This is a genomic window from Micromonospora sp. C28SCA-DRY-2 (assembly GCF_030519475.1).
Classification (GTDB): domain Bacteria; phylum Actinomycetota; class Actinomycetes; order Mycobacteriales; family Micromonosporaceae; genus Micromonospora.
In genome coordinates this window covers 149,151-173,979 of record NZ_JAUMKD010000001.1, presented here as the reverse complement: position 1 = coordinate 173,979, position 24,829 = coordinate 149,151, and the positions used below count along the sequence as shown (strand labels likewise).

At 72.4% G+C, this 24,829-nt stretch carries 21 protein-coding genes; 14 read left to right on the top strand and 7 right to left on the bottom strand.

Annotated features, from left to right (window positions below; translation table 11 throughout):
* The first annotated feature begins 30 nt into the window (after positions 1-30).
* The 7 genes from Q3W71_RS00720 to Q3W71_RS00690 all read left to right on the top strand — a co-directional run bounded on the left by Q3W71_RS00720 (position 31) and on the right by Q3W71_RS00690 (position 9,670).
* On the top strand, positions 31-1,023 hold the full coding sequence (locus Q3W71_RS00720) for an ABC transporter substrate-binding protein (RefSeq protein WP_302917320.1): 993 nt from the start codon (positions 31-33) through the stop codon (positions 1,021-1,023).
* Positions 1,024-1,110: 87 nt separating this feature from the next.
* A complete protein-coding gene (locus tag Q3W71_RS00715; RefSeq protein ID WP_302917319.1) occupies positions 1,111-2,652 on the top strand; it encodes a sugar ABC transporter ATP-binding protein in 1,542 nt (513 codons plus the stop codon).
* On the top strand, positions 2,649-3,719 hold the full coding sequence (locus Q3W71_RS00710) for an ABC transporter permease (protein ID WP_302917318.1): 1,071 nt from the start codon (positions 2,649-2,651) through the stop codon (positions 3,717-3,719). Before Q3W71_RS00715 ends, Q3W71_RS00710 begins: the two co-directional genes overlap by 4 nt.
* Positions 3,716-4,708: a galactofuranose ABC transporter, permease protein YjfF gene (gene yjfF / locus Q3W71_RS00705; RefSeq protein ID WP_302917317.1), complete on the top strand. Its 993-nt coding sequence runs from the start codon at positions 3,716-3,718 to the stop codon at positions 4,706-4,708. The genes Q3W71_RS00710 and yjfF overlap by 4 nt, the downstream gene beginning before the upstream one ends.
* A gap of 26 nt (positions 4,709-4,734) precedes the next feature.
* The gene (gene araA / locus Q3W71_RS00700; RefSeq protein ID WP_302917316.1) at positions 4,735-6,237 is read left to right on the top strand and encodes an L-arabinose isomerase; all 1,503 of its coding nucleotides are present in this window, start codon (positions 4,735-4,737) and stop codon (positions 6,235-6,237) included.
* A 347-nt stretch (positions 6,238-6,584) separates the two neighbouring features.
* Entirely contained in the window at positions 6,585-8,144 is a 1,560-nt protein-coding gene (locus Q3W71_RS00695; protein WP_302917315.1) for a non-reducing end alpha-L-arabinofuranosidase family hydrolase, read from the top strand.
* 539 nt (positions 8,145-8,683) lie between these two features.
* Positions 8,684-9,670, top strand: a complete 987-nt coding sequence (locus Q3W71_RS00690) for a LacI family DNA-binding transcriptional regulator (protein ID WP_302917314.1) — start codon at positions 8,684-8,686, stop codon at positions 9,668-9,670.
* Positions 9,671-9,815: 145 nt separating this feature from the next.
* Here Q3W71_RS00690 and Q3W71_RS00685 read toward each other — a convergent pair whose 3' ends face one another.
* Together Q3W71_RS00685 and Q3W71_RS00680 are read right to left on the bottom strand one after the other, a co-directional pair.
* Positions 9,816-10,295, bottom strand: coding sequence for a hypothetical protein (locus tag Q3W71_RS00685; protein WP_302917313.1), 480 nt, complete (start codon positions 10,293-10,295; stop codon positions 9,816-9,818).
* 189 nt (positions 10,296-10,484) lie between these two features.
* Positions 10,485-11,222: a TetR family transcriptional regulator gene (locus Q3W71_RS00680; protein ID WP_302917312.1), complete on the bottom strand. Its 738-nt coding sequence runs from the start codon at positions 11,220-11,222 to the stop codon at positions 10,485-10,487.
* Between the two features lie 47 nt (positions 11,223-11,269).
* Here Q3W71_RS00680 and Q3W71_RS00675 point away from each other — a divergent pair, with 47 nt between their 5' ends.
* Both Q3W71_RS00675 and Q3W71_RS00670 read left to right on the top strand, forming a co-directional pair.
* Entirely contained in the window at positions 11,270-12,169 is a 900-nt protein-coding gene (locus Q3W71_RS00675) for an alpha/beta hydrolase (RefSeq protein WP_302917311.1), read from the top strand.
* A 126-nt stretch (positions 12,170-12,295) separates the two neighbouring features.
* Positions 12,296-13,408 (top strand): nucleotide disphospho-sugar-binding domain-containing protein, encoded by a 1,113-nt coding sequence (locus Q3W71_RS00670; RefSeq protein ID WP_302917310.1) that lies wholly within the window; start codon positions 12,296-12,298, stop codon positions 13,406-13,408.
* Between the two features lie 54 nt (positions 13,409-13,462).
* On the opposite strand, the gene Q3W71_RS00665 is transcribed toward Q3W71_RS00670, so the two are convergent.
* Positions 13,463-14,677, bottom strand: a complete 1,215-nt coding sequence (locus Q3W71_RS00665) for an MFS transporter (RefSeq protein WP_302917309.1) — start codon at positions 14,675-14,677, stop codon at positions 13,463-13,465.
* Positions 14,678-14,949: 272 nt separating this feature from the next.
* On the opposite strand from Q3W71_RS00665, the gene Q3W71_RS00660 reads away from it, so the two are divergent.
* The 3 genes from Q3W71_RS00660 (at position 14,950) to Q3W71_RS00650 (ending at position 20,156) form a co-directional block, all read left to right on the top strand.
* Positions 14,950-18,213 (top strand): BTAD domain-containing putative transcriptional regulator, encoded by a 3,264-nt coding sequence (locus tag Q3W71_RS00660; RefSeq protein WP_302917308.1) that lies wholly within the window; start codon positions 14,950-14,952, stop codon positions 18,211-18,213.
* Between the two features lie 49 nt (positions 18,214-18,262).
* Complete coding sequence (wrbA, locus tag Q3W71_RS00655; RefSeq protein ID WP_302917307.1) at positions 18,263-18,904, top strand: NAD(P)H:quinone oxidoreductase; 642 nt, start codon at positions 18,263-18,265, stop codon at positions 18,902-18,904.
* Between the two features lie 232 nt (positions 18,905-19,136).
* Complete coding sequence (locus Q3W71_RS00650; protein ID WP_302917306.1) at positions 19,137-20,156, top strand: MBL fold metallo-hydrolase; 1,020 nt, start codon at positions 19,137-19,139, stop codon at positions 20,154-20,156.
* 28 nt (positions 20,157-20,184) lie between these two features.
* Here Q3W71_RS00650 and Q3W71_RS00645 read toward each other — a convergent pair whose 3' ends face one another.
* Both Q3W71_RS00645 and Q3W71_RS00640 read right to left on the bottom strand, forming a co-directional pair.
* Positions 20,185-20,775, bottom strand: coding sequence for a TIGR03086 family metal-binding protein (locus tag Q3W71_RS00645; protein ID WP_302917305.1), 591 nt, complete (start codon positions 20,773-20,775; stop codon positions 20,185-20,187).
* 167 nt (positions 20,776-20,942) lie between these two features.
* The gene (locus Q3W71_RS00640) at positions 20,943-21,455 is read right to left on the bottom strand and encodes a hypothetical protein (RefSeq protein ID WP_302917304.1); all 513 of its coding nucleotides are present in this window, start codon (positions 21,453-21,455) and stop codon (positions 20,943-20,945) included.
* Between the two features lie 70 nt (positions 21,456-21,525).
* On the opposite strand from Q3W71_RS00640, the gene Q3W71_RS00635 reads away from it, so the two are divergent.
* Both Q3W71_RS00635 and Q3W71_RS00630 read left to right on the top strand, forming a co-directional pair.
* On the top strand, positions 21,526-21,945 hold the full coding sequence (locus tag Q3W71_RS00635) for an ASCH domain-containing protein (protein WP_302917303.1): 420 nt from the start codon (positions 21,526-21,528) through the stop codon (positions 21,943-21,945).
* 115 nt (positions 21,946-22,060) lie between these two features.
* Entirely contained in the window at positions 22,061-22,582 is a 522-nt protein-coding gene (locus tag Q3W71_RS00630; RefSeq protein WP_302917302.1) for a pyridoxamine 5'-phosphate oxidase family protein, read from the top strand.
* Positions 22,583-23,120: 538 nt separating this feature from the next.
* Here Q3W71_RS00630 and Q3W71_RS00625 read toward each other — a convergent pair.
* Entirely contained in the window at positions 23,121-24,134 is a 1,014-nt protein-coding gene (locus Q3W71_RS00625) for a HEAT repeat domain-containing protein (protein WP_302917301.1), read from the bottom strand.
* Entirely contained in the window at positions 24,121-24,804 is a 684-nt protein-coding gene (locus Q3W71_RS00620; RefSeq protein ID WP_302918687.1) for a HEAT repeat domain-containing protein, read from the bottom strand. Before Q3W71_RS00620 ends, Q3W71_RS00625 begins: the two co-directional genes overlap by 14 nt.
* Between the last annotated feature and the right edge of the window lie 25 nt (positions 24,805-24,829).

The following is a 24,829-nucleotide window of genomic DNA, read 5'->3' as shown; positions in this document are numbered from 1 at the left end:
ATCCGGTCGACCCAACCCCGAGGAGAACCGATGAGAACCACGGGAACAGCACGCGCCATCATCGCGACCGTCGCCACGGTGCTGCTCGCGGGCAGCCTGGCGGCCTGCGGCAACAGTGACACCGGCGGCGGTTCCGGCGCCGGCGACAAGATCGTTCTGGGCTTCTCCCAGGTCGGCGCGGAAAGCGGCTGGCGGACGGCGAACACCACCTCGATCAAGGAGGCCGCCGCCCAGGCGGGGATCGAGCTGAAGTTCGACGACGCCCAGCAGAAGCAGGAGAACCAGATCAAGGCGATCCGCAACTTCATCCAGCAGAAGGTCGACGTGATCGCCTTCTCGCCGGTGGTGGAGTCCGGATGGGACACGGTGTTGAAGGAGGCCAAGGACGCCGGCATCCCCGTCATCCTCACCGACCGCGCCGTCGACTCGGCGGACAAGACCCTCTACAAGACGTTCCTCGGCTCGGACTTCATCAAGGAGGGCCGGCTGTCCGGCGAGTGGCTCATCGAGCACACCAAGTCGGCGACCGGGCCGGTGAACATCGTCGAGCTGCAGGGCACCACCGGTTCGGCGCCGGCCAACGACCGCAAGAAGGGCTTCGCCGACGCGATCGCCGCGAACCCGAACCTCAAGATCGTCGCCTCCCAGTCGGGTGACTTCACCCGGGCCGGGGGCAAGCAGGTGATGGAGCAGTTCCTCAAGGCCAACCCGGACATCGACGTGCTGTTCGCGCACAACGACGACATGGGGCTGGGCGCGCTGGAGGCCATCACCGCGGCCGGCAAGACGCCGGGCAAGGACATCGTCATCATCACCATCGACGCGGTGAAGGACGGCATGCAGGCCCTCGCGGACGGCAAGTTCAACTTCATCGCCGAGTGCAGCCCGCTGCTCGGGCCGCAGCTGATGGACCTGGTGAAGAAGGTCCACGCCGGCGAGGCGGTGCCGCCCCGGATCGAGACCGAGGAGACCACCTTCACGCAGGAGCAGGCCAAGGAGGCGCTGCCCAACCGCAAGTACTGACCGACGCCGGGGTCGCCGTCCGACCGGCGGCGGCCCCGCCCCGTCGCTCGATTCCATACCGACACCATCCAGAAGAGGTCTGATGGGATGACGGGTAGCCCTCCGGTCCTGACCATGACCGGGATCAGCAAGACCTTTCCGGGGGTCCGCGCGCTGCACGACGTCGACTTCCGGCTGTTTCCCGGCGAGGTCCACGCCCTGATGGGCGAGAACGGCGCCGGCAAGTCGACCCTGATCAAGGTGTTGACCGGCGTCTACGAGATCGACGCGGGCACCATCACCCTCGCCGGCGAGCAGGTCGCCTTCACCGGTCCGATGCGGGCGGCCGCCGCCGGCGTCAGCACCGTCTACCAGGAGGTGAATCTCTGCACCAACCTGTCGGTGGCGGAGAACATCTTCATCGGCCGGGAGCCGCGTCGCCTGGGTGCCATCAGGTGGGGCGAGATGCGCCGGCGGGCGCGGGAACTGCTGGCCCGGCTCGACCTCGATCTCGACGTCACCGCGCAGCTCGGCACGTACTCGTTGGCCGTGCAGCAGATGGTCGCCATCGCCCGGGCGATCGACGTGCGGGCCCGGGTGCTGATCCTCGACGAGCCGACCTCCAGCCTGGACGCCGGCGAGGTGGCACAGCTGTTCCGGATCATGCGACAGCTCCGTGACCAGGGCATCGCGATCCTGTTCGTCACCCACTTCCTCGACCAGGTGTACGCGGTGGCCGACCGGATCACGGTGCTGCGCAACGGCACCCTGGTGGGGGAGTACCGGACCGGCGAGCTGCCGCAATTCAGCCTCGTCGAGAAGATGCTCGGCAAGGAACTCGACGTCCTGGAGCGCCTCGACGAGCAGCAGAAGCGGACGGTCGCCGTGCGGTCCGCCGCGGCACCGCTGGTGGACGCCGCCGAGCTGGGCCGCAGGGGAGCGGTCGCCCCGTTCAGCCTGCGCATCCACGCCGGCGAGGTGGTCGGACTGGCCGGCCTGCTCGGCTCCGGCCGCACCGAGGTGGCGCGGCTGCTCTTCGGCGCCGACCGCGCCGACCACGGGCAGGTCACGCTGGACGGCGGGAGGGTGTCGTTGCGCAGCCCGGTCCAGGCCATCGACCGCGGGGTCGGCTTCTGCTCGGAGAACCGCCGGGCGGAGGGCGTCATCCCCGAGCTGTCGGTCCGCGAGAACATGATCCTCGCGATGCAGGCGGCCCGCGGCTGGCTGCGGCCGATCCCCCGGCGCCGGCAGGACGAGCTGGTGGAGAGGTACGTCAAGGCGCTCAGCATCCGGCCGGCCGATCCGGAACTGCCGGTGCGCAACCTCTCCGGTGGCAACCAGCAGAAGGTGCTATTGGCCCGCTGGCTCATCACGGAGCCGCGCCTGCTGATCCTCGACGAGCCCACCCGCGGCATCGACGTCGGCGCGAAGGCCGAGATCCAGAAGCTGGTGCTGGAGCTCTCCGACGGCGGAATGGCGGTGCTGTTCATCTCCGCCGAGCTGGAGGAGGTGCTGCGGCTCAGCCACCGGGTCGCCGTCATGCGCGACCGGACGATGGTGGCCCAGCTCGACAACGACGACGCCCTCGACGCCGACGGCGTGATGCGGACGATCGCGCGTGGCGCCGGCAGTGGGGAGGCGATCCGATGAACGGCGTCGCCGACCGTTTCCGCCGGCTGACCGGCCATCGCCTGTTCTGGCCCGCGCTGGTGCTGGTGGCCATGATCGCGGCGAACGCGATCCACCGACCCGGCTTCCTGTCCATCGAGGTCAAGAACGGGCACCTCTACGGCACCCCGATCGACATCCTGCGGCTGAGCGCGCCGCTGATCCTGGTCGCGCTGGGCATGACCCTGGTCATCGCGACCGGCGGAATAGACCTGTCCGTCGGCTCGCTCTGCGCCATCAGCGGCGCCATCGCCTGTCTCTACATCAGCGAGGCGCCCGACCAGAACAGCCTCGCCAGCGTGTTCACCGCGCTCGCGCTGGCCGTCGGCGCCGCGCTCGTGCTCGGCGCCTGGAACGGCGTACTGGTCGCCGTGATCGGCATCCAGCCCATCATCGCCACGCTGATCCTGATGGTGGCGGGCCGGGGCCTTGCCCAGCTCGTCACCGAGGGCCAGATCATCACCGTCAACTCGGGCCCCTACCGGGCGATCGGGCTCGGGCACGTCCTGACCCTGCCGCTGGCCATCGTCATCGCCCTCGCGGCGGCCCTGCTGGTCGCCGCGTTCACCCGCCGCACGGCTCTCGGCCTGATCGTCGAGTCGGTCGGCGGCAACGCCGAGGCCAGCCGGCTGGCCGGCATCCGCTCCAGCCGTACCGTCTTCCTGGTCTACGTCGTCAGCGCCGCCTGTGCCGCGCTCGCCGGCTTCATGATGACCGCCAACGTCTCCAGCGCCGACGGCAACGCGGCCGGCCTCTGGGTGGAACTCGACGCGATCCTCGCGGTGGTCATCGGCGGCACGTCGCTGGCCGGCGGCCGGTTCTCGCTCGGCGGCACCATCCTCGGCGCGCTGCTCATCCAGACCCTCACCACCACGGTGTACGCCATGAACATCTCGCCGCAGACGTCCCTGCTGTTCAAGGCGGTCGTCGTCATCGCCGTCTGCCTCATCCAGTCGCCGGCCTTCCGCGCCACGCTCACCCGGCGTCGGCGCGGCGGCGCGCCCCGGCCGGAGTTGCGGCAGCGCGAGAAGGAGCAGGTGCCGGCATGAGCAGCACCTCGTTGACCACCGGTCGTGCCTGGCGGCCCACGCTGGCCCGCCGGCACGTACCGGTCCTGGCCACCCTCGCCCTGCTGCTGGTCATGTACGGCATCGGGGTGTCCCAGTACCGGGCGTTCTCCGGCATCCAGGTCGTCTTCAACGTCTTCATCGACAACGGCTTCCTCCTCGTGGTCGCGGTCGGCATGACGTTCGTGATCCTCACCGGCGGCATCGACCTGTCGGTCGGCTCGGTGGTCGCGATGACCGCGATGGTGTCGGCCGCCCTGCTCCAGGACGGCGTGCCCGCGGCCCTGGTGCTCGTCGTCGCCCTGCTGATCGGCCCGGTGCTCGGGTTCCTGATGGGCTGCGCGATCCACTTCTTCGACATCCAGCCGTTCATCGTGACCCTCGCGGGAATGTTCTTCGCCCGCGGCATGTGCACGTTCATCAGCGACTCGTCCATCCCGATCACCGATGGCTTCTGGACGGCGGTGTCGCAGGAGCGCATCGGTGACCCGCGGGGGAACTTCGTGTCGGTCAGCGTGCTCATCGCGTTCGCGGTCGTCCTCGTCGCCGCGTACGTGCTGGCGTACACCCGATTCGGCCGCACCGTGTACGCGATCGGTGGCAGTTCCCAGTCGGCGCTGCTGATGGGCCTGCCGGTGGGCCGTACCCGGATCGCCGTCTACACGGTCAGCGGGCTCTGCTCGGCGATCGGCGGCATCCTGCTGTCGTTCTACACGCTGTCCGGCGCCCCGCTGATCGCCGTCGGCATGGAGCTGGACGTGATCGCCGCCGTCGTCATCGGCGGCACCGTGCTCACCGGCGGGTCCGGCTACGTCTTCGGCACCGTCCTGGGCGTGCTGGTGCTGGGCGTCATCCAGACCCTGATCACGTTCGACGGGAGTCTCAACTCCTGGTGGACCCGGATCGTGATCGGTGGCCTGCTCTTCGCCTTCATCCTCCTGCAGCGCCTCATCGGCATCCGCTTCAAGTGACCGCCCCTCTCGCGGAAGGCAACTCCATGGCAACGCATCCTGAACCCGAGGTCTGGTTCCTCACCGGCAGCCAGGGCCTGTACGGCGAGGACACCCTGCGGCAGGTCGCCGACCAGTCCCGGCAGATCGCCGCGCAGCTCGACGCCGCGCCGGGCATCCCGGTCCGGGTGGTCTGGAAGCCGGTGCTGACCTCCAGCACCGACATCCTCAAGGCCTGTCGGGACGCGGCCGTGCAGGGAGCGGTCGGGGTGATCGCCTGGATGCACACCTTCTCGCCGGCCAAGATGTGGATCGCCGGCCTGGACGCGCTGCAGACACCACTGCTGCACCTGCACACCCAGGCCAACGTCCTGCTGCCGTGGGACGAGATCGACATGGACTTCATGAATCTGAACCAGGCGGCCCACGGCGACCGCGAGTTCGGTTTCATCCAGACCCGGTTGGGCGTCGCCCGCAAGACCGTCGCCGGCCACGTGAGCGATCCGCGGGTGATCGCGCGGGTCGGCGCCTGGTCCCGGGCGGCGCTGGGCTGGTCGGCGATGCGCTCACTGCGGCTGGCCCGCTTCGGGGACAACATGCGCGATGTCGCCGTGACCGAGGGCGACAAGGTCGAGGCCGAGTTGCGCTTCGGTGTGTCGGTGAACACCTACGGCGTCAACGACCTCGTCGCGGTCGTCGACGAGGTGGCCGAGGCGGAGATCGACGACCTGGTCAAGGAGTACGACGACACGTTCCGGGTCGACCCCCGGCTGCGTCCGGGCGGGGCCCGCCACGACTCGCTGCGCTACGCCGCACGGCTGGAACTGGGCCTGCGCGCCTTCCTCGACGAGGGCGGCTTCCGGGCCTTCACCACCAACTTCGAGGACCTCGGCGGCCTGCGCCAACTGCCCGGCATCGCCGTGCAGCGGCTGATGAGCGACGGCTTCGGCTTCGGCGGCGAGGGCGACTGGAAGACCTCGGTGCTGGTGCACACGCTCAAGGCGATGGCGGTCGGCGTCGAGGGCGGGACGTCGTTCATGGAGGACTACACCTACGACCTCACTCCGGGCGACGAAGTGGTGCTCGGTGCCCACATGCTCGAGGTGTGCCCGAGCATCGCCGCGGACACCCCGAGCGTCGAGATCCACCCGTTGAGCATCGGTGGCCGGGAGGATCCGGTCCGGTTGGTCTTCGACGCCGCCCCGGGGCCGGCGGTCGTGCTGGGCCTGGCGGACATGGGGGAGCGCTTCCGCCTGGTCGCCAACGAGGTCGACGTGGTGACGCCACCGCGCCCGCTGCGCCGGCTGCCGGTGGCCCGGGCCGTCTGGCGGCCCCGTCCGCACCTCGCCGGCTCGGCGGAGGCCTGGATCACCGCCGGCGCCCCGCACCACACCGTGCTGTCGCAGGCCGTCGGCGTGGAGGAGCTGCACGACCTCGCCGAGATGACTCGCACCGAGCTGGTCGTCATCGACGCCGACACCGACCCGCGGCGCTTCGCCGACGAGATCCGCTGGAGTCAGGCGTACTACCGGCTCGCCCGGGGGTTCTGAGTCCACGGGCTGCTCCGCGACAACCCCGGACACACCGACAAGCGTGGGTGGCCGCCCCGGTCGGGGAGTGCCACCCGCGTGTCTCCGCCCGGCGGTCCGGCCGGTCGAGGATACGTCTTGACTAACGTGTTGTTATCGCTCACAGTCGAACGTATAGACGGTCGTGCATCCGGGTAGTCCGGGCCTGAAATCGTCCCCCGTGGTTCGTTGGGAATCGAGCGCCTCGTCGGGCAGAGGCAGGCTTGTTAACGATCACAGCGGGCTTGCGGGACAGGTCCGGTGTGTGCCGGGTGCCCGGGATGCCGGCCAGCGGACTCGTTTCCCGTTCCTGATCCCGAAGGAGAAGCATGGTTGCCATCGGTGGGCCCAGCCCCGCTGTGCCGCCTCGCCCCGGACGGCTGTCCCGGCTCGCCGCCGCCACCGCGGCGGTGGTGGTGCTCGGCGGCACGCTCGTCGCGGTGTCCGCCTCGCCGGCGTCGGCGGCGACGGTGGACACCAACGCGTGGTACGTGTTGGTGAACCGCAACAGTGGTAAGGCGTTGGACGTGTACAACCTGGCCACGAACGACGGGGCGCGGATCACGCAGTGGTCGCGCAACGACGGGAACTGGCAGCAGTGGCAGTTCGTGGATTCCGGTGGTGGTTACTACCGGTTGAAGTCGCGGCACTCCGGCAAGGTGCTGGACGTGTACAACTTCTCGACGGCCAACGGTGCGAGCGTCGTGCAGTGGTCGGATCACAACGGCACCAACCAGCAGTTCCGGTTGGCGGACTCGGCCGGGGGCTACGTGCGGTTGGTCAACCGGAACTCGAACAAGGCGCTGGAGGTGCAGGGCGCCTCGACGGCCGACGGCGCGAACGTGGTGCAGTACGACGACTGGGGTGGGGCCAACCAGCAGTGGCAACTCGTCCGCGTCGGTGACTCCGGAAACCCCGGTGGCAGCCTGCCGTCGTCGATCCGGTGGAGTTCCAGCGGCGTCCTCGCCGGTCCGAAGCCGGACGCGGCCCACCCCGACATCCGGGCGATCAAGGACTACACGGTGGTACGCCACAACAACGCGTGGCAGGTGTACGCGACCACGGCCAGCCCGTCGCAGGGCTGGAACCTGGTGCACTTCTCGTTCCCGGACTGGCCGCAGGCGAATGCCGCGACGCACACCTACCTCGACACCGCGACCCCGATCGGGCGGGGCTACCGGGCGGCGCCGCACATCTTCTACTTCGCCCCGCACAACCTGTGGTACATGGTCTACCAGACCGGGCTGCCGACGTACTCGACCAGCACCGACCCGAGCAACCCGCGGTCCTGGACGACGCCCCGCAACTTCATGAGCAGCGAGCCGGCGATCGTCACCCAGAACAAGGGCAACGGCGCCTGGCTCGACTTCTGGATGATCTGCGACACCGCCAACTGCTACCTGTTCTCCAGCGACGACAACGGCAACATCTACCGGTCGCAGACGACGTTGGCGAACTTCCCGAACGGGTTCGGCAACACCCAGTTCGCGCTGCGCGACGCGAACGCGTTCAACCTGTTCGAGGGCACCGCGGTGTACAAGGTGGCGGGCGCCGACCAGTACCTGCTGCTCCAGGAGGCGATTGGCAGCAACGGCCGCCGCTGGTACCGGTCCTTCACCTCCGGCAGCCTCAACGGCTCCTGGACGCCGCACCTGGCCACCGAGTCCAACCCGTTCGCACACCGCAACAACGTGACGTTCGCCGGGACCGCGTGGACGCAGGACTTCAGCCACGGTGAGCTGATCCGGTCCGGCAACGACCAGACAGTGCCGGTCAACCCCTGCCGGTTGCAGTTCCTCTACCAGGGACAGGACCCGGGCGCCGGTGGCGAGTACATCTCGCTGCCCTGGCGGATGGGTCTGCTGACGCAGACCAACTCGACCTGCTGACAGCGCCGGCGCCCCCACCGGGAGGGTGGGGGCGCCGGCCCGCCAGCCTCACCGGCCTCGAACGTCGTCCGCTGCACCGCGCCGAGCTTCGACAATGACCGGGAGTTCTTCCTGGGATATCGAATCCCCATTTCCGACGACGGCATCTGCCATTGGGCGCGGTGACAATATGTCGGTTCTCCCCGACGGCAGCGCGACATTCACCGGCAACGGCACCGCTTTGCTGAGGGTGGCACGGGAAAAGGCCTGGGGTGCGGCACGAGAGCCGGGTGACGTGCGCCGCCGGTGTCGAAACGACGAATGTCGGCGCCAATTCCGCGCACCCGGATACGGAATGCGAGCCGGCGGGTTCGGCCGCGCCCGGTCCGGCGGGACAGCTGGCGTAGACTGTCGGCGATCCATTATCGGTCGCTTCGGAAGAACCGCCGCGGCGGCCGCGTGAGCGATTCGTGCCACCGGCCGGTCCCCGTCGCACCCGACCGGGCGCGGTCGCCACGGGCACGTGGGGGGAAGGCGAGGTGGCCGTGCGCGGTCCTGCGATGACGGACGTGGCTCGCCTCGCCGGCGTCTCCCACCAGACGGTGTCCCGGGTCCTCAACGGCCACCCGAACGTGCGCGAGCAGACCCGGCTGCGGGTCCAGGCGGCGATCGCCGAACTCGGCTACCGCCCCAACCGCGCCGCCCGCGCGCTGGTCACCGGTAAGTCCCAGGTGATCGGCGTGGTGGCGCAGAACACCACCCTCTACGGCCCGGCCTCGCTGCTGGCCGCCCTCGAACAGGCCGCGGCCGAGGTCGGCTTCGCGGTCAGCGTCGGCAGCGTGCGCGACCTCGACCATCGGTCGATCTCGGCCGCGGTGGAGCGGCACCTGGCGCACCGGGTCGCCGGCATCGTGGTGATCGCCCCGGTCGAGTCGGCCGGGGAGGCCCTCGAGCGGCTGCCCCACGACGTGCCCCTGGTGACCGTCGACGGCGATCCCCGCCGGCCGGTCCCCCTGGTGACGGTCGACCAGGTCGCCGGTGCCCGAGCCGCGACGCAGCATCTCCTCGACGCCGGGCACCGGACGGTCTGGCACGTCTCCGGGCCGCCGGACTGGTTCGACAGCGCCGGGCGGATCGAAGGATGGCAGGAGGCGTTGCGGGCGGCCGGAGCCGAGGTGCCGCCCCTGGTGCCGGCGGACTGGTCGGCCGCGGCCGGATACCGGTGCGGGCAGATGCTGGCCCGGATGCCGGAGGTGACCGCCGTCTTCACCGCCAACGACCACCTGGCCCTCGGTGTGCTGCGGGCCCTGCACGAGCACGGCCGGCGGGTGCCGGACGACATCAGCGTGGTCGGCTTCGACGACGTACCCGAGGCGGCCTACTTCATCCCGCCGCTGACGACGGTGCGGCCCGACTTCGCCGCGGTCGGCCGGGCGAGCCTGGAACTGCTGCTGGCCCAGATCGAGTCGGACGTGGCAGGCCCGCTGCGGCGGACCATCGCACCGACCCTCATCTCCCGTCGCAGCGTCGGCCGGCCGCGCCGCTGAGCCGCCGGGACGGGGCTTCACGACGATGCAACGGCTGTCGCGAAGAGCCCCGTCTCGACGGCAGCCGCGATTCTCGGGCTGGCACGGCAATCTCGGATCGAGGCCCGACTGACCGGCCTGTCGCCGGTGCCCCCGTCGGGTGCGCTCAGTGGTCGCGGCAGCCGACCTCGTCGCCGATCTCCGGGGGGATGCCGAACGGGCGGCACTCGAGCGCGCTGCCCTCGCCCACCTTCTTCCACCGGCCGGCCGAGTGCTCGAACAGCAGCACACCGTCGCCCTGCATCCGCGGGTCGACAGCGATCACGCCGGCCGTGGCCCACCGGCGCGCGCACCTGATCTGCGCCGCGTCGATCCGGTGGGTGTCCTTCAGCCCCGACACCCGCTGCAACGTGGCGGCGCTGACCGGGCAGGCGGCCCCGGCGGTGGCCGGCGCGGCGGACGCCGCGTTGCCGGTCGGCGGCGCGTGGCTGGAGGCGGACGGCGCGGCACCGGGGGCGGGCGCGGTGCTGGTTGCGGCAGACGGTGTGCCGGACCCGGCTACGGGAGCGGGCGAGGTGGCGGTGCAGGCCGCGAGGCCCACCAGGACGGTGATCGGTGCGAGGGCGCGTAGAGCTGACAGGTTCATCGTTCCTCCGGTTCCGGCGTGGACTGCGACAACCGGCTACACGCCCGCCCGGCGGGTGGGGTTGCGGCGGAACGGGCATCTGACGGAATGCCGTCGGTGTCGAGCCGGGTGCCGGCGCAGCCCGGCCGTGACGGGGCCCAGCGTGCGCCCGACGCCGCTGTCTCAAAACCTGGTGCGTGTTTTAAAACCTTACCCGGTTTTGAGAATGCGATAGATGGTGGCCCGCGAGACGCCGTACCGTTCGGCCAACTCGTCGACGCCGAGCCGGTCGGTCTCCCGCAGTCGGCGGACCTCCTCCGCGTCCGCGGCGGTCAATGCCGCCGGTCGCCCACCGGCCCGGCGGGTGCGCGGCTCGGGTGCGACGCCCGCGTCGGACGGCCGCGGACCGTCGGCGACCGGGCCGTCCACCGCCAGCAGCGTGCGCGTGCCGTCGAGGATCAGTCGCCGGAGCTTGGCGGGTGGCACGTCCCGGAAGATCACCACGGGATCGGCCAGCCCGGCGACCACCTGGGCCGCGCGCACCCGCTGGGCGAGCCCGGGGCGGGGGCCGCTGACGAGGGTGTTCGCCAGGGCGATGGCGGCCCGGAAGCGGTCGGCGACCGGCGCCTGCACGAGCAGGGTCATGTCGCGGACCAGCATGAGCAGCGTGTCGCGGTGGCGCAGGTGCACGTCGAGGAACGCCTCGATCGCGCGCCAGCGCACCGTCTCCGCATCACCGGCGGCCTCCGCCTCGTTCAACGCCTGCTCCAGTTCGTCGAGCACCGGACCGGTCAGCTCGTGGAGCACGTCCTCTTTGGCGGCGAAGTGGTAGTAGAGCGCGGCCTTCGTGATGCCGACCCGGTCGGCGATCTCCTGCATGGAGGTGGCCCGGTATCCGCGTTCGGCGAACAGCGCCGCCGCGACCGTCAGGATGCGCTGCCTCGTCATGCCACTGCTCCCTACCGCAGGTAAGTACGGTTGCTATCATACTGACCATGGGTCAGTTTACTGCGGTCGACGTGTCCTTCCCGAGCGACGGTGGCCGGCGAGGCGGTCGCCTGTACCGGCCGGAGGGGTCGCACCCGGTGCCGTGCGTGGTGATGTGCTCCGGCTTCGGCAGCACCATGGACCGCCTTTACACGTGGGCCGAGGTCTTCGCCGCCGCCGGGCTGGCGGCATTGGTGTTCGACTACGGCAGCTTCGGGCGCAGCGACGGCGATCCGCGCCAGGTCGTCGACGTCGACGGTCAGCTCGCCGACGTGCGGGCGGCGGTGGCCTGTGCCCGGGCCGACCGGGGCGTCGACGCCCACCGGGTCGTCCTGTGGGGCAACTCCCTCGGCGGCGCCCACGCGATCACCGTGGCGGCGGACGACCCGCGGATCGCCGCCGTGGTGGCGCAGATCCCGTTCAACGGGTTCCCGCGCCGCGCCGAGGGCCGGTCGACGGCGCAGAGCCTGCGGCTCATGGCGGCCATCCTGCGGGACGCACTCCGGGGCAGGCTCGGCCTGACACCGCACTACATTCCACTGGTCGGTGAACCGGGTGAGATCGCGATCACCAACGCGGCGGCGGCCAAGGAGCACATCCGCACCCTGTCCGGCGAGGACTCGCTGTGGCGCAACCAGGTGGCACCCCGCGCGACCCTGCGGATGATGCGCTACCACCCCGCGGACGCCGCCGCACGGCTGGCCGTGCCACTGCTGGTCTGCCTCGCCACCGACGACGCGGAGACGCCCGTGGAGTTGAGCAGCCAGCTCGCCGAGCGCGCCCCGCACGGGACGCTCAAGCTCTATCCGGGTACACACTTCTCGTTCTACACCGACCCGCGGACCCGGCAGACCGTCGCGTCGGATCAGATCGCCTTCATCAGCGAAGCGCTCGGTCTTGCGTCCTAGCCGTCCCCTCCGCCGTTGCGGACAGGCCCGTGGCCGGGGCATCGGCAGCGGCGACCGGATCCGCCCCAACGGGCACCCGGAGCTGAGTCCGTCCATAGAGAACAATTCGACCGTTAGGATCAACTCATGCGCGTCCTGATCGTCTCCGCGCCTCTGATCGGTCACGTCTTCCCGCTCGTCCCGCTGGCCGTCGCGCTGCGCGACGCCGGGCACGACGTGCTGGTGGCCACGGCCGCCGACGGGCTGGACGTGGCCCGCTCGGGGCTGCCGGTGCGCGACGTGGCGCCGGCGTTCGACTTCGGGCGCATCGCGCGGGGGGTGATGCTGCGCCATCCGCTGCTGGCCCGCGCCGAACTGGCCGGCCGGGGCGGCACCCGGGGCGCCGGGGCACTCTTCGGCACGGTGAACGACCAGCTCGCCGACGGGGTGGTCGCGCTGGCCGAGGAGTGGCGGCCGGACCTGGTGCTGCACGAGCCGTTCGCGGTGGCCGGGGCGGTTGCCGCGGCCCGGCTCGGCGTGCCGGCGGTCCGCCAGGAGAACACCCTGTTCGACGGGCGGGAGCTGGTCCGGGCGACGGTGGCCCGGCTCGACGCGGCGCTGCGCCGGCACGGCCTGGCCGAGCTGCCGCCGCCGGCGGCCGCCGTCGCGGTGGCGCCGCCGAGCGTGCTGCGACAGGACGGCTGGCCGATGCGCTACGGCGCGTACGTGGGCGGTGGTGAGCTGCCGGAGTGGCTGCGCGAGCCGGGTGAGCGCCCCCGGGTGCTGGTCAGCCGCAGCACCGTGGCCGGTCCCGGCTCGGGTGGCCCGATGCGCGCCGTGGTGGCCGCGGCGGAGCGGGTGGACGCGGAGTTCGTCCTGGTCCGGCCGGAGGAGCGGCTGGCCCGGGGGACGCTGCCCGGCAACGTCCGGACCGTGGGCTGGATCCCGCTGGCGGCGGCGCTGCCGGCGGCCGCGGCGCTGGTGCACCACGGTGGCGCCGGCAGCGTCTACGGCGCCTTCGCCGCCGGAGTGCCGCAGCTGGTCACGGTCGGCGCGGGTGACCGCCGGCACAACGCCGAGCTGGTGGCGGCCCGCGGCGCCGGCATCGCCGCCGCCCCCCGTGCCATCAGCCCCGACGTGCTGACCCGGCTGCTCACCGACGCCGCGCTGCGCGACGCCGCGGCCCAGGTCGGCCGGGAGATCGCCGCCATGCCGGACCCGGCCGAGCTGGTGCCGCGGCTGGTCGCGCTGGTCCGCTGAGAGCCTGCCGCCGATCGGCGCCAGGCGGCCGCGGCGCCGCCGGCTCGGCACCGGTCACTGCGACAGCATCACGGCGATCGCTGGTCCGAACGCGACGCTGAGCAGGTAGGCGAGGTTGAACAGACCCAGGGCCTCGGCCTCGTGCGAGGCGGGCACGACGCCCGCCGCGCGCAGGGCGAGCACGCCCTGGCCGGTCGAGGCGGCCAGGGAGCCGAGCGCCATCGCCGCGAGCAGCAGCGGTACGACGGTGGTGGCCGCCGCCAGCAGCGGCGCGGCGGCGCCGGCGGCGAGTAGTGCGACGGCCACCACCCGGTGCGGCGCCCGCGCGGACGCCGCGACCAGGAATGCCGAGCCGAAGCCGCCGAGCAGGTACGGCGCCAGTAGCCAGATCCCGCTGCGGGTGCCGTCCCATCCCGCGTGCTCCCGCAGCAGCTCCGGCGCGGTGTAGAGCAGGCCGAAGTTCACCACACCCAGCGTGAAGGCCAGCGCGCTCGCCGCGAGGAACCGGCCGTTGCGGGCCACCGCGGCGGGCAGGAAGCCGTCGGGCCGCGCCTTCGTGCGGGCCGCGAGCACCAGCAGCAGCGCGACGGTGGCCGGGCCGGCCACCAGCGGCCGGTGCGGGGTGAGAACTGCCGCGGTGACCAGCAGGGCGAGGAGCGCCATGCCGAGCGGATCGAACGACGCCGGCGCCGCTTCCCGCGGTGCCGCGCCGCGCCGCGCCGCGGGCACGGCGAGCACCGCCAGCAGCGGCAACGCCAGCACCGCCGGCCAGGAGAGATAGTCGGCCACCAGCGCGCCGGTCAGCGGGCCGGTGCTGCCGACGACCGCGAGCGAGGCGGTGACCACCCCCATCCGCCGAGCCGAGTCGGCCAGTTTCATGGCCGTCACGGTGAGCCCGGCGGACCCCAGGGCCTGCACCCCCGCGCCGACCACCAGCACCGGCACGTTCGGGCTCAGCACGAGCAGGACCGTCCCCGCGACCACCAGCGCGGTCGCGACGGTCAGGACCGCCCGGACGCCGCGGCGGGCCAGCAGCGCCGCCAACAGGGGCGTACCCAACGCGATCCCCCAGCCGAAGGCGGTCACGGCGGAGGCCGCCGTCTGTTCCCCGGTACCCATCGCCCGCGCCACGTCGTCGAGGACCAGGGCCGGCCCGGCGATCCCGTAGGACAGCGGGCCGGCCAGCAGGGCGAGCCAGGGTGTGGCCACCCGTTCCGGTGCGGGCTGGCCGCCGCGGCGAGCGGCCGCGCTGTGCTGTAGGTGATCCATCGCACTCCTCCGGTGTCAATCGGCTGGATCGAGCCTGCCCAGCGCCCTTACCGCCGACTGACGGTCGCCTGACGTACGGGTCGGGCGGGCCGGGAAAGCGCCGCCGCCCGTCTGGCCGGTCGGGGCGGGTGGGCGGGCGCGTCCGCGGACAGTCGGCGCTGGTCAGGCGTAGCCGGCTGCGCCGTTCCGTGCGCGACCGCGCCCGTCGGCGCCGGTCCTGCCCACGGTCGGCGGACCCGCTGGCCGGGACGCCGGCTGGCTAGGCTGAGGCGGTGCGCTTCGGGGTGCTGGGTGAGATCGCCGTATGGACGTCGGACGGCGAACCCGTCACCGTGCCCGGCCTGAAGGTTCGTGGTCTCCTGGCTGACCTGCTGGTTCACGAGGGGCGTCCGGTGTCCGCCGACCGCCTGATCGAGGATCTCTGGGGTGACGAGCCGCCGGGCAACGCGCTCGGGGCCCTGCAGACCAAGGTGTCGCAGTTGCGCCGCGCGCTGGAGGCGGCCGAGCCCGGTGGCCGTGCCCTGGTCGAGTCCGGTGACGCCGGCTACCGGCTGCGGACGTCGGCGGAATCGATCGACGCCGTACGCTTCACCGCGCTGTTGGGGCGCTCGCGGGCGCAGCGGGAGCCGGCGCGGCGGGCGGCGACGCTGACCGAGGCGCTGTCGCTCTGGCGGGGTTCCCCGTACGCCGACTTCGGCGACGAGCGGTTCGTCCGCCAGGCGGCCGAGCGGCTCAACGACCAGTACCTGGCCGCGCTGGAGGAGCTGGCCGAGGCGCGGCTGGAGCTTGGCGAGCACCACCTGCTCGCCGGCGAGCTGGCCGACCTGGTCGCCCGCCACCCGTGGCGCGAGCGGCTACGGGCCGCGCACCTGCGCGCCCTGTACGGCTCGGGACGCCAGCGTGACGCCCTGGCCGCCTACGAGCAGTTCCGCCGGCAACTGCGCGACGAACTGGGCATCGACCCCGGGCAGGAACTGGCCGAGCTGCACCGGGCGATCCTGCGCCAGGACCCGGCGCTCCAGCCGGCGGCGCCACCGCCGAATCCGGCCCGAACCAACCTGCCGGCGCCCCTGTCGCCCGGTCCGTACGGCGGGCTGATCGGCCGCGACGAGGCCGTCGAAGCGGTACGGGAGCGCCTGACGAACGGGCGGCTGGTCACCCTGACCGGTCTGGGCGGGGTCGGCAAGACCAGACTGGCGCTCGAGGCCGCGCGGATGCTGGCCGACACCTTCCCCGCCGGCGTGTGGCTCGTCGAGCTGGCCGGCCAGCCGCACTGCGGCGACCCGGCGACCTGCACCGAGATCGTCGACCTGGTGGCGGCGACGCTGGAGATCCGGGACGACAGCCCGCCCGGCGACCGACCGCGCGAGCCGATGGACCGGCTGGTCGCCGCGCTGCGCGATCGGAAGATGCTGTTGCTCCTCGACAACTGCGAGCACGTGGTGGAGCCGATCGCCCAGCTGACCGAGATGCTGCTCGGCGCCGCCGCCGACCTGCGCATCCTGGCGACGAGCCGCGAACCGCTCGGGATCGCCGGCGAGGTGGTCTTCCCGGTGCCGCCGCTGGCCCTGCCGGAGCCCGGCGCCACCGCTGAGCAGATCGTCGAGGCCCCGGCGGTCCGGCTCTTCGTGGCCCGCGCCCGTGCCATCGAGCCCGGGTTCGCCGTCGACCGGGAAGACACGGACGTCATCGCCACCATCTGCCGGCGTCTCGACGGCGTGCCGCTGGCGCTGGAACTGGCCGCGTCCCGGCTGCCGGTGGTCGACCCGAGCGAGCTGGCCGCGCGGCTCGACGACCGCTTCCGGCTGCTCTCCTCCGGCCGGCGCACCGCGCCCCCGCGTCAGCAGGGGCTCCGGGCCATGATCGACTGGAGTTGGGAGCTGCTGCCGCCCCCCGAACGCGCGGTGCTGCGCCGGCTGGCGGTCTTCGCCGACGGCGCCACCCTGGCGACGGCCGAGCAGGTCTGCTCGGGCGGGCAGGTGGCCCCGGACGACCTGCTCGACGTGCTGGCCCGCCTGATCGACCGGTCACTGGTCATGGTGCGGCACGGGGAGAGTCCGCGACGCTACCGGCTGCCGGAGACGGTGGCGGCCTACGGTCTCGAACAGCTCGACAGTGCCGGTGAACTCGCCATCACCCGGCGCCGTTACGCCGCCTGCTTCGCACGGCTCGCCGAGCGGACCGCCGGACGGCTCCGGGGCCACGACCAGAGCCGCGTGCTGGGCGAGCTCGACGCCGAGAACGGCAACCTCCGGGCGGCGCTCGACGTCGCCGCCACCGACGGTTACGCCCGCGCCGGATTGACGCTCGCCACCTCGTTGACCTGGTACCGGCTGCTCCGAGGCCGTTTCGGCGAGCTGGGCCGGTCCCTGCGGACGGCGCTGGACATCGTCCCGACGAGCGAGGAGGAGGTCGCGCCGGACGCCCTTCGCCGCCATGCGGACATGTGGCTGGTCGCCCTCGCCACCCGCGACGGTGACCCGACCGCTCCCCGCCAGCGGGTCCTGGAGAGCTACCCGGATGCCGACGGGCCGGACCGCGCGTTCGCGCAGTGGCTGTTCGCCTCGATGATGCTCGGCTCCGGGGATCCGGGCGAGGCCGCCGTACTGGTCAACGCGGCGTTGGCGGCGTTCCGTGCCCACGGCGACCGGTGGGGCATCGCCGCCGCCTGCGCCACCCGCGCCGACCTCGCGCTCGTCCTCCGCAGCGACCTGTCCGCCGCCGAGCGGGACTGCGAGGTCAGCCGGTCGCTGTTCGGGCAGTTGGGCGACCGCTGGGGTCAGGTGCATCCGACGAGCCTGTTGGGGAGCCTGGCGGAGATCCGCGGCGACTACGACCGCGCCGAGGCGTGGCACCGCGAGGCGCTGCGCATCGCCGAACACCTGCGGCTGTGGACGTTGGTGTCCCGGCAGTTGGCGCACCTCGGTCGGCTGGCGCTGCTGCGGGGCGACCACGACGAAGCCGTCGCCTGGCATGAGCGCGCGCTACGGGTGGCGCAGGAGCAGTCGAGCCGGTCCGCGGCCGCGTTCGCCGGCACCGGGCTGGCGTTGGCGGCGCGGCGGCGCGGCGACCTGGACGCCGCCGAGGCCCGGCAGCGGGACCTGCTCCAGTGGAACCGCCACGCCGGCTACCTGCCGGGCTGTGCGCTCGCGCTGGCCGAGTTGGGGTTCATCGCCGAACACCGCGGTGATGCCGCCCTCGCTGAGCGCCGGCACCGTGAGTCGCTCGACGCGGCGCGCGCCACCGGAGACCAGCGGGCCGTGGCCCTGGCCCTCGAGGGCCTGGCCGGCGCCGCCAGCCTCGACGGTGACCACCGCCGGGCCGCGCGGCTGCTGGGCGCGGCCGGGGCGCTGCGCGAGGCAGCCGGAGCGCCACTGCCGGCCGGCGAGCAGCATGACGTACGGCGCATCACCGCCCGCGTCCGCGAGGCGCTCGGCGGCGAGGAACTCGCTGCCGAGATGAGCCGCGGCCTGCGGCTGGACCTCGACGAACCTGGGCTCGACGGCGTCGGTAAGCCGACGGTCAGCAGCCGGTAAGCCGCCTCGGCACGGTTGATCGGGAACCGAGCCGACCAAGGAGGCAACCATGCAGGCGGACGCCAGAATCGCCGTCATCTACTACTCCGCCACCGGCACCGTGCACCGACTCGCGCGGGCATTCGTCGACGGCGCCGCCGACGCCGGCGCGGAGGTGCGCCTGCGCCGGGTGGCGGAGCTGGCCCCGGAGCAGGTCGTCGATGCCAAGCCGGAGTGGCGGGCCCACCTCGACGCCACCGCCGACATCCCGCTCGCCACCCTGGACGACCTCCGGTGGGCCAACGGGTACGCCTTCGGCACGCCGACCCGTTTCGGCAACGTCTGCTCCCAGCTGCGCCAGTTCCTCGACACCACCACCGCCCCGTGGCAGGCGGAGGAGCTGGCCGACAAGCCGGCGACCGGCTTCACGGCCACCTACGAGGAACACGGTGGCCAGGAGGCGACCCTGCTCAGCCTCTACCAGACCTTCCACCACTGGGGGTCGATCATCCTGCCCACCGGCTACCTGAACTACGACATCGCGCACGCCGCGGGCGGGAACCCGTACGGCGTCAGCCAGGTGGAGAGCCGCGCCAGCCGGGATCCGGAGTACGCCAAGGCCGTCCTCGAAGCGGCCCGCTTCCAGGGCGCACGCCTGGCCCGCATGGCGGCCGCCGTCGCCGCCGTCCGCGCGGACAGCCGGCTCGGGTAACCCCGGCGGCTCGGCGCCCCACGGGTGTGCCGCCGAGAGCGCCGAGCGACCCAGCGGAACCCTGCCCGGGTAGCGCGACCGCCGTCGAGGGCCGGTCGCGCTACCGGGCCGCGCGGGGGACTACGCCCACCACCGGCTCGGCGGCACGACCTGCGAGACTCGCTGCACACCGGCGACGCTGCGTCCGTGCCGCCAAGCCGGAACCGTCCGCGCCAGGAGGGAGCGAACGGCCATGACCCGACGAGCCGAGCGCCGCCACGACGAACCCGCGGGCACCGGTGCGGCCACCGCGTCGCGGAGCGGACGGTCTCGACGGAGGCGCCTCGGTCGCCCCGACATCGCCGCGCACGCCGGGCTGTTCGGCGTCCCGCCGGCCGCCGCGCACGAGCTCGGGGTGACCTTCCTCGGGGTCGCGACGCTTCTGCTGGACGACGGCCGGACGGCGATCATGACCGACGGCTTCTTCTCCAGACCCTCCCTGCTCAAGGTCGGCCTCGGCCGGATCGGTCCGAACGACAGCCGGATCGACGCTGCGCTGACCCGGCTGCGGCTCGGCCCACCGCCGGCTGGTTGCCGACTCGCCGCCGTGATCCCGGTACACACCCACTTCGACCACGTCATGGACTCGGCGGTGGTCGCACAGCGAACCGGGGCGGTGCTGGTCGGCAGCGAGTCGGCGGCAAACGTCGGACGTGGCGCCGGCCTCGCCGCGGACCGGATCCACGTGGTGAGAACGTCCAGACCCGTCACGTACGGCAGCTTCACGCTGACCTTCGTCGCCTCGGCGCACTGCCCTCCCGACCGGTTCCCGGGGACCATCACGGCGCCCGTCGTCCCACCCGTCCGGGCAGCCGCCTACAGGTGTGGTGAGGCCTGGTCGGTCCTGGTCGAGCACACCAGCGGACGGACGGCTCTCGTCCAGGGCAGCGCCGGGTTCGTTCCCGGCGCGCTGGACGGCCAACGCGCCGACGTCGCATACCTGGGAGTCGGTCAGTTGGGCGTGCTGGACGAGGCGTACGTCAGGGCCTACTGGCGGCACACCGTCGAGGCGGTCGGAGCCCGGCGGGTGATCCTCATCCACTGGGACGACTTCTTCCGCTCGCTGGATCAGCCACTACGGGCGCTGCCCTACCTGGGTGACAACCTCGACGTCACCATCGGGATCCTCCGGCAACTGGCGGAAGCGCAGGGCGTGGCGCTGCGGATGCCCACCGTCTGGCGGCGAGAGGACCCGTGGACCGCACTGCCGTAGTCGGGTCGACCGGGACGTACGCCGGTCGCTAGGGCTTCCATCCGGGGTCGCGGCCGGTGAGCCCGAGGACCTGGTCGAGCAGGGAAGCGCCGGCGGGCCGGGTGATCGACGGCCCGAACAGGCCGGGGGTGCCGTCGCTGCTCGCCTGCTGGGACACCAGGCGGTGGACCGTCTCGACCGTCCGGTGGTCGACGTCGTAGGACTGCCCGGTCGCGCTGGCGAGATCCCACCCGTGGACGACCAGTTCGTTCAGCGCGACGATGCCCATGATCTCGGCCGGCAGGACCACCCCGCCGGCCGCCGTCTCGCCCGTCCAGGCGCCCGGCGCGCGCCACGCGGCGACCAACTCGTCGAGCCGCACCGGCAGTCGGCTGCGCCACCGCGGGTCGAGGTTGGCGACCGAGGGATCGCCCGGGCCGCCCGGCGCGGCGTCGGAGCCCTTCTCGGCGGCTGTGCGGAACGCGACCGTCAGCCCCATCAGGTGGTCGAGCAGATCGCCGACCATCCATCTCGCGCACGGAGTGGGGGAGGTGAGCTGGTCGTCGGTGACCCCGGGCAGCAGCGCCTCCAACGCGCGCGCCGCGGGCTCGAAATCCACCCTGTCGTTACGGTCGGTCATCTGGCTTCCCTCCGTCGCGGACACCTTCCAGACGGTACGCGGCCGGACCGACAAGACAGCTCGCTCGGGCATGCTGCTGGTGACCATCGATCACCCTCTCGGGCACGGCGGGCCGGATCGGCGGCCCGCCGATCCGCTACGGCGCCGTCGGACGATCCAGCTGCCGGTCAGGCGGGCAGTTCGGGGAGAGGACCGGCGGCGACCAGCGCGGCGAGGGTGCGGGGCTGGTCGCCGTCGCTGTGCCCGAGGACGACGGCGAGGCGCCGGTCCGGTGCCTGGTCGGGCGTCCAGACGTGCAGGTCGCCGTAGAGATCCTGTCGGAGCAGCGCGTCGTAGACCGGCGGACGGTCGGCCAGCGGGTTCCGGATGAGGTGGTCGATGGTGAGGACGCGGTGCCGGCCCCACCGCTCGTCCAACGTCGCGGTCACGGTGGCCAGGTGTCGATCGCCGGCTTCCAGTTGCTCGGTCCACTCCGGGTCCCGCAGGCCGGTGAGGTCCGGTCCCTCCCACAGCGGAGCGAGGACGAAGCCGGCGGCACGGGTGGCCAGCCACTCGCCGGTGTGCGGGTCGGAGTCGACCAGGGTGGGGTGGCCCGCGGACGGGATCGGCCCGGTCAGGAGCGCCGCGATGGCCCCGAGGGCCCGGGATACGTCGAAGGCGAGGCCACGAACGACGGTCACGGCACCCATCCTCACCGCAGGCCGCCGAATTGCCCAGACAAATCCGAGGCCGGCCTCTACCCTTCCCGGCATGGATTTCGATGATCTTCCACGCGCTGAGTTCGCGTTTCCCGGGCCGTTGCGGGACAAACTGGTGAGCGCGATCCTGTCCGGCGCGAAGACCTCTACCACCGGGCTGCTGGTCGGGTACGAACGCGCGAACGAGCCGCTGCCCGAGGTCGGCCAGCGGTCGGCGGTGGTGGACTCCGCGGACCGGCCGGTCGCGGTGATCGAGGTGACCGAGGTGCGGGTGATCCGACTCGCCGACGTCGACCTGCGGCACGCCGTGGACGAGGGCGAGGGAGACGAGTCGGTGGCACAGTGGCGGGCCGGGCACGAGGCGTTCTGGCGCAGCCCGGAGGTGCGCGCGGAGTTGGGCGACCCGGGTTTCACCGTCGACGACGACACCCTCGTGGTGGCCCAGCGGTTCCGGCTGGTGCACACCGTCTGAGCGGACTGGCCGTCCCGCAGATGCGACACAGGGTGTCAGGTTTTCGGCGGAGAATGCCCTCACCGGCCGGCGTCGACGACGAGCGTGACGCGGCCCCGGATGGATGAGGATCTCAATGCGCGAAACCCCGGAAGAGCTCACCACGCTGCAGGCGCTGCTCGACGCGTCGCTGTCGCGTTCCACCGCTCACCTTCGCTCCATCGTCGTCGAGCGCACCATGACCGCGGAGCAACTCACCCGGGTCCTGACCGGAATGTGCACGCTCGCCCTGTCGACCGTGACGGCGAAGGGCGAGCCACGGATCAGCGGGGCGGACGGGCATTTCCTGCACGGCAGGTGGCACTTCGGTACGGCGCGTGACGCCGCCAAGGCCCGGCACCTCGCCGCCCGCCCCGCCGCCAGCGTCGCCCACCTGCGCGGCGAGGACCTGGGTGTGTTCACGCACGGGACGGTGGAGATCCTCAACCCCCGCGACGGCGAGCCGGCCGCGGACTGGCCGGATCTGCTCGCGTACTTCAAGGACTTCTACGGCGCCGACGCCTTCGACTGGGACAACGACGTGGTCTACTACCGGCTGCACCCGCACTGGATGACCGTCTACGCCCCCGACGTCGACAAGCTCATCGCCACCTCGTGAGCGGGCCCGCGGCGGCCCGACCCGTGGTGGCCGCGCGGGACGTCGACCGATAACCGGTGGCTTATCCGGCGGTTCGATTTTTGGCGTTGTTCCCGCCGGCGGTCGGAGCGATCGTTGGTCCCATGCCCGAAGCCTTGATCAACGTCGTCGCGGTGCCGGTCCACCCCCGGCGTCGCGGTGACACGCCCTGCCTGTCCCGACGGTGGTCCAGGACGTCGGACCCGCCCGTTGTTCCCGTAAGGAGCCCGCCGCCCCGGACCCGAACCGCTCGGCGAACACGCCTCGTCGGCGCGACACCAGGGACACCGAAACGATGAAGAACCGACCTTCCACCAGCGACCACGGCGGGAAAGCCGCGCCCCTGCAACGGGCACCACCGCCCGGCGGCACCCGGCACCGCCGGGGCGCATGCGGCTCCAGGAGTATCCGGCGCCAGGACGACCCGCAATCGTGCCTCGGGAGGACTGCCGGCCGGCGATCCACGGGGCACGACGCCGGGTGGACCGGCACCGTGCTACCGACCTGCGCCGCCGGGGGTCTACTCGTCCGGCCGGCCTTCGCGCAGTTGCACGATGGCCGAGGCGATGAGTGCCACCAGCGGGTCGTCGTCTCGCGTCAGTTGCCGCAGGACGTCCAGCGCGACGGTTCCCGGCATCTCGGCGAGGGCCTGGGTCAGTCGCATCCGTACCGCCCGGTCCGCGGTGGGGCCGGCGAGTTCGTCGAGCAGCGCGCCCACGATCCGGTCCGCCCACGCCGTGTCCCGCGCCAACGTACCCAGGACCTCGGCCGCCTCGACATCGTTCGGGCCCTCGACGACCATGCCGACGAGCGTCGGGACGGCTCGGGTCACGCCGCGTGCGCCCACGGCGAGAGCGGCCTGTCGGCGGATCGTCGGGTCGGTGTCACCGAGGGCGTCGGTGAGCACCGCTGTCGCCTCGTCCCCGGGTAGCTCGGTGAGCGCCAGGACCGCGCGCCGCCGGACGTCGACGTCGGCGGAGCGCATGCCGGACGCCAGGGCCGTCACCCGGTCACCGCCGGCCCGCGCGAGGGCCCATCGCAGGGCCCCGGCGACGTTCGGATCGGATTCGGTGAGGACCGCCCTGGCCAACAGCTCGGCGGGAACCGACGCGGGTTCGCCCGGGGCCAGGACGGCCTGCTGGCGCCGCGCGGCACTCCGCGAACCCAGTCCGTGCAGGAGAGCGACGATCCGCGCGACGTCCTGCCAGCCGGCGGGCTCGGCCGCATCGACGGTACGGAGCCGATCGAGCAGTTCGCGCTCCCGGTTCAGCCGTTCCTCGGTCTTCCGGACGAGGTCGCCGACCAGTGCGGACGGGGTGAATCCGGGATCGTCGAGGGTGCGGGCGACCTCCCGCAGCGACAGTCCCAGCGACCGCAGGCCCTCCACGTAGAAGATCCGCCGGATGTCCTCCGGGGTGTACTCCCGGTAGCCGCCCACCGTGCGGCCCGTCGGCCGGACCAGCCCGAGGGAGTCGTAGTGTCGCAGCATCCGGGCGCTCACCCCCGAGCGGCGCGCCACCTCACCGATCAGCACCCGGTGTCTCCTCCGGCCGGGGACCGAGCGCGACGACCCGTACCGCTTCGTCGACGGCGAGGTCGAACCCGGCATCCGGGTCGCGGAGGAGCCGCTCGGTGGCGCTGGCATGGGCGCGCACAGTCGGGTCGTGATGGGTCATCGCCCGTCGCAGGATCGGCTCGACCACGTCGCCGAGTGCGACCAGGGCGCGGCTCAAGCTCAGCCGTACCTCCCGGTCGCCGCGACCGAAGTGCGTCGCGAGTGCGGCGGCCAGCGCCTCCTTCTCCTCCTCGGGCACGAGGACGACCGCGGCGCGCCACGCGGTCCGCGCGACCTCGTCATCGGGGTCGTGCAGCAACGACGGCGTGATCGCGGGCCACGCGGTCCGGTCCCCGATCTTGGACAGGGTGTGCAACGCCTGGCTACGGGCCTGGGCACGTGCGGAGCGGAGTTCCGCGCGCAACCTCGGCACCGTGACCTCCGGCGGGAGACGGGTCAGCGCCCAGGTGAGCATGTCGCGCACGAAGAAGTTCGGCTCGACCGCGCACCGGGTCACGAGCACATCCACGAAACCGGGCTCGGGATGCGTACCGATGGCCAGGGCCGCCTTCAGTCGCGTCGACGCGCTCCCCGCGGCCAGGGCGTCGAGCAGGCGGCTGTGCTGGTTGTTCCGGTCTGTCGGGTCGATGAGGACCACCTCCGACCGCCAGTCA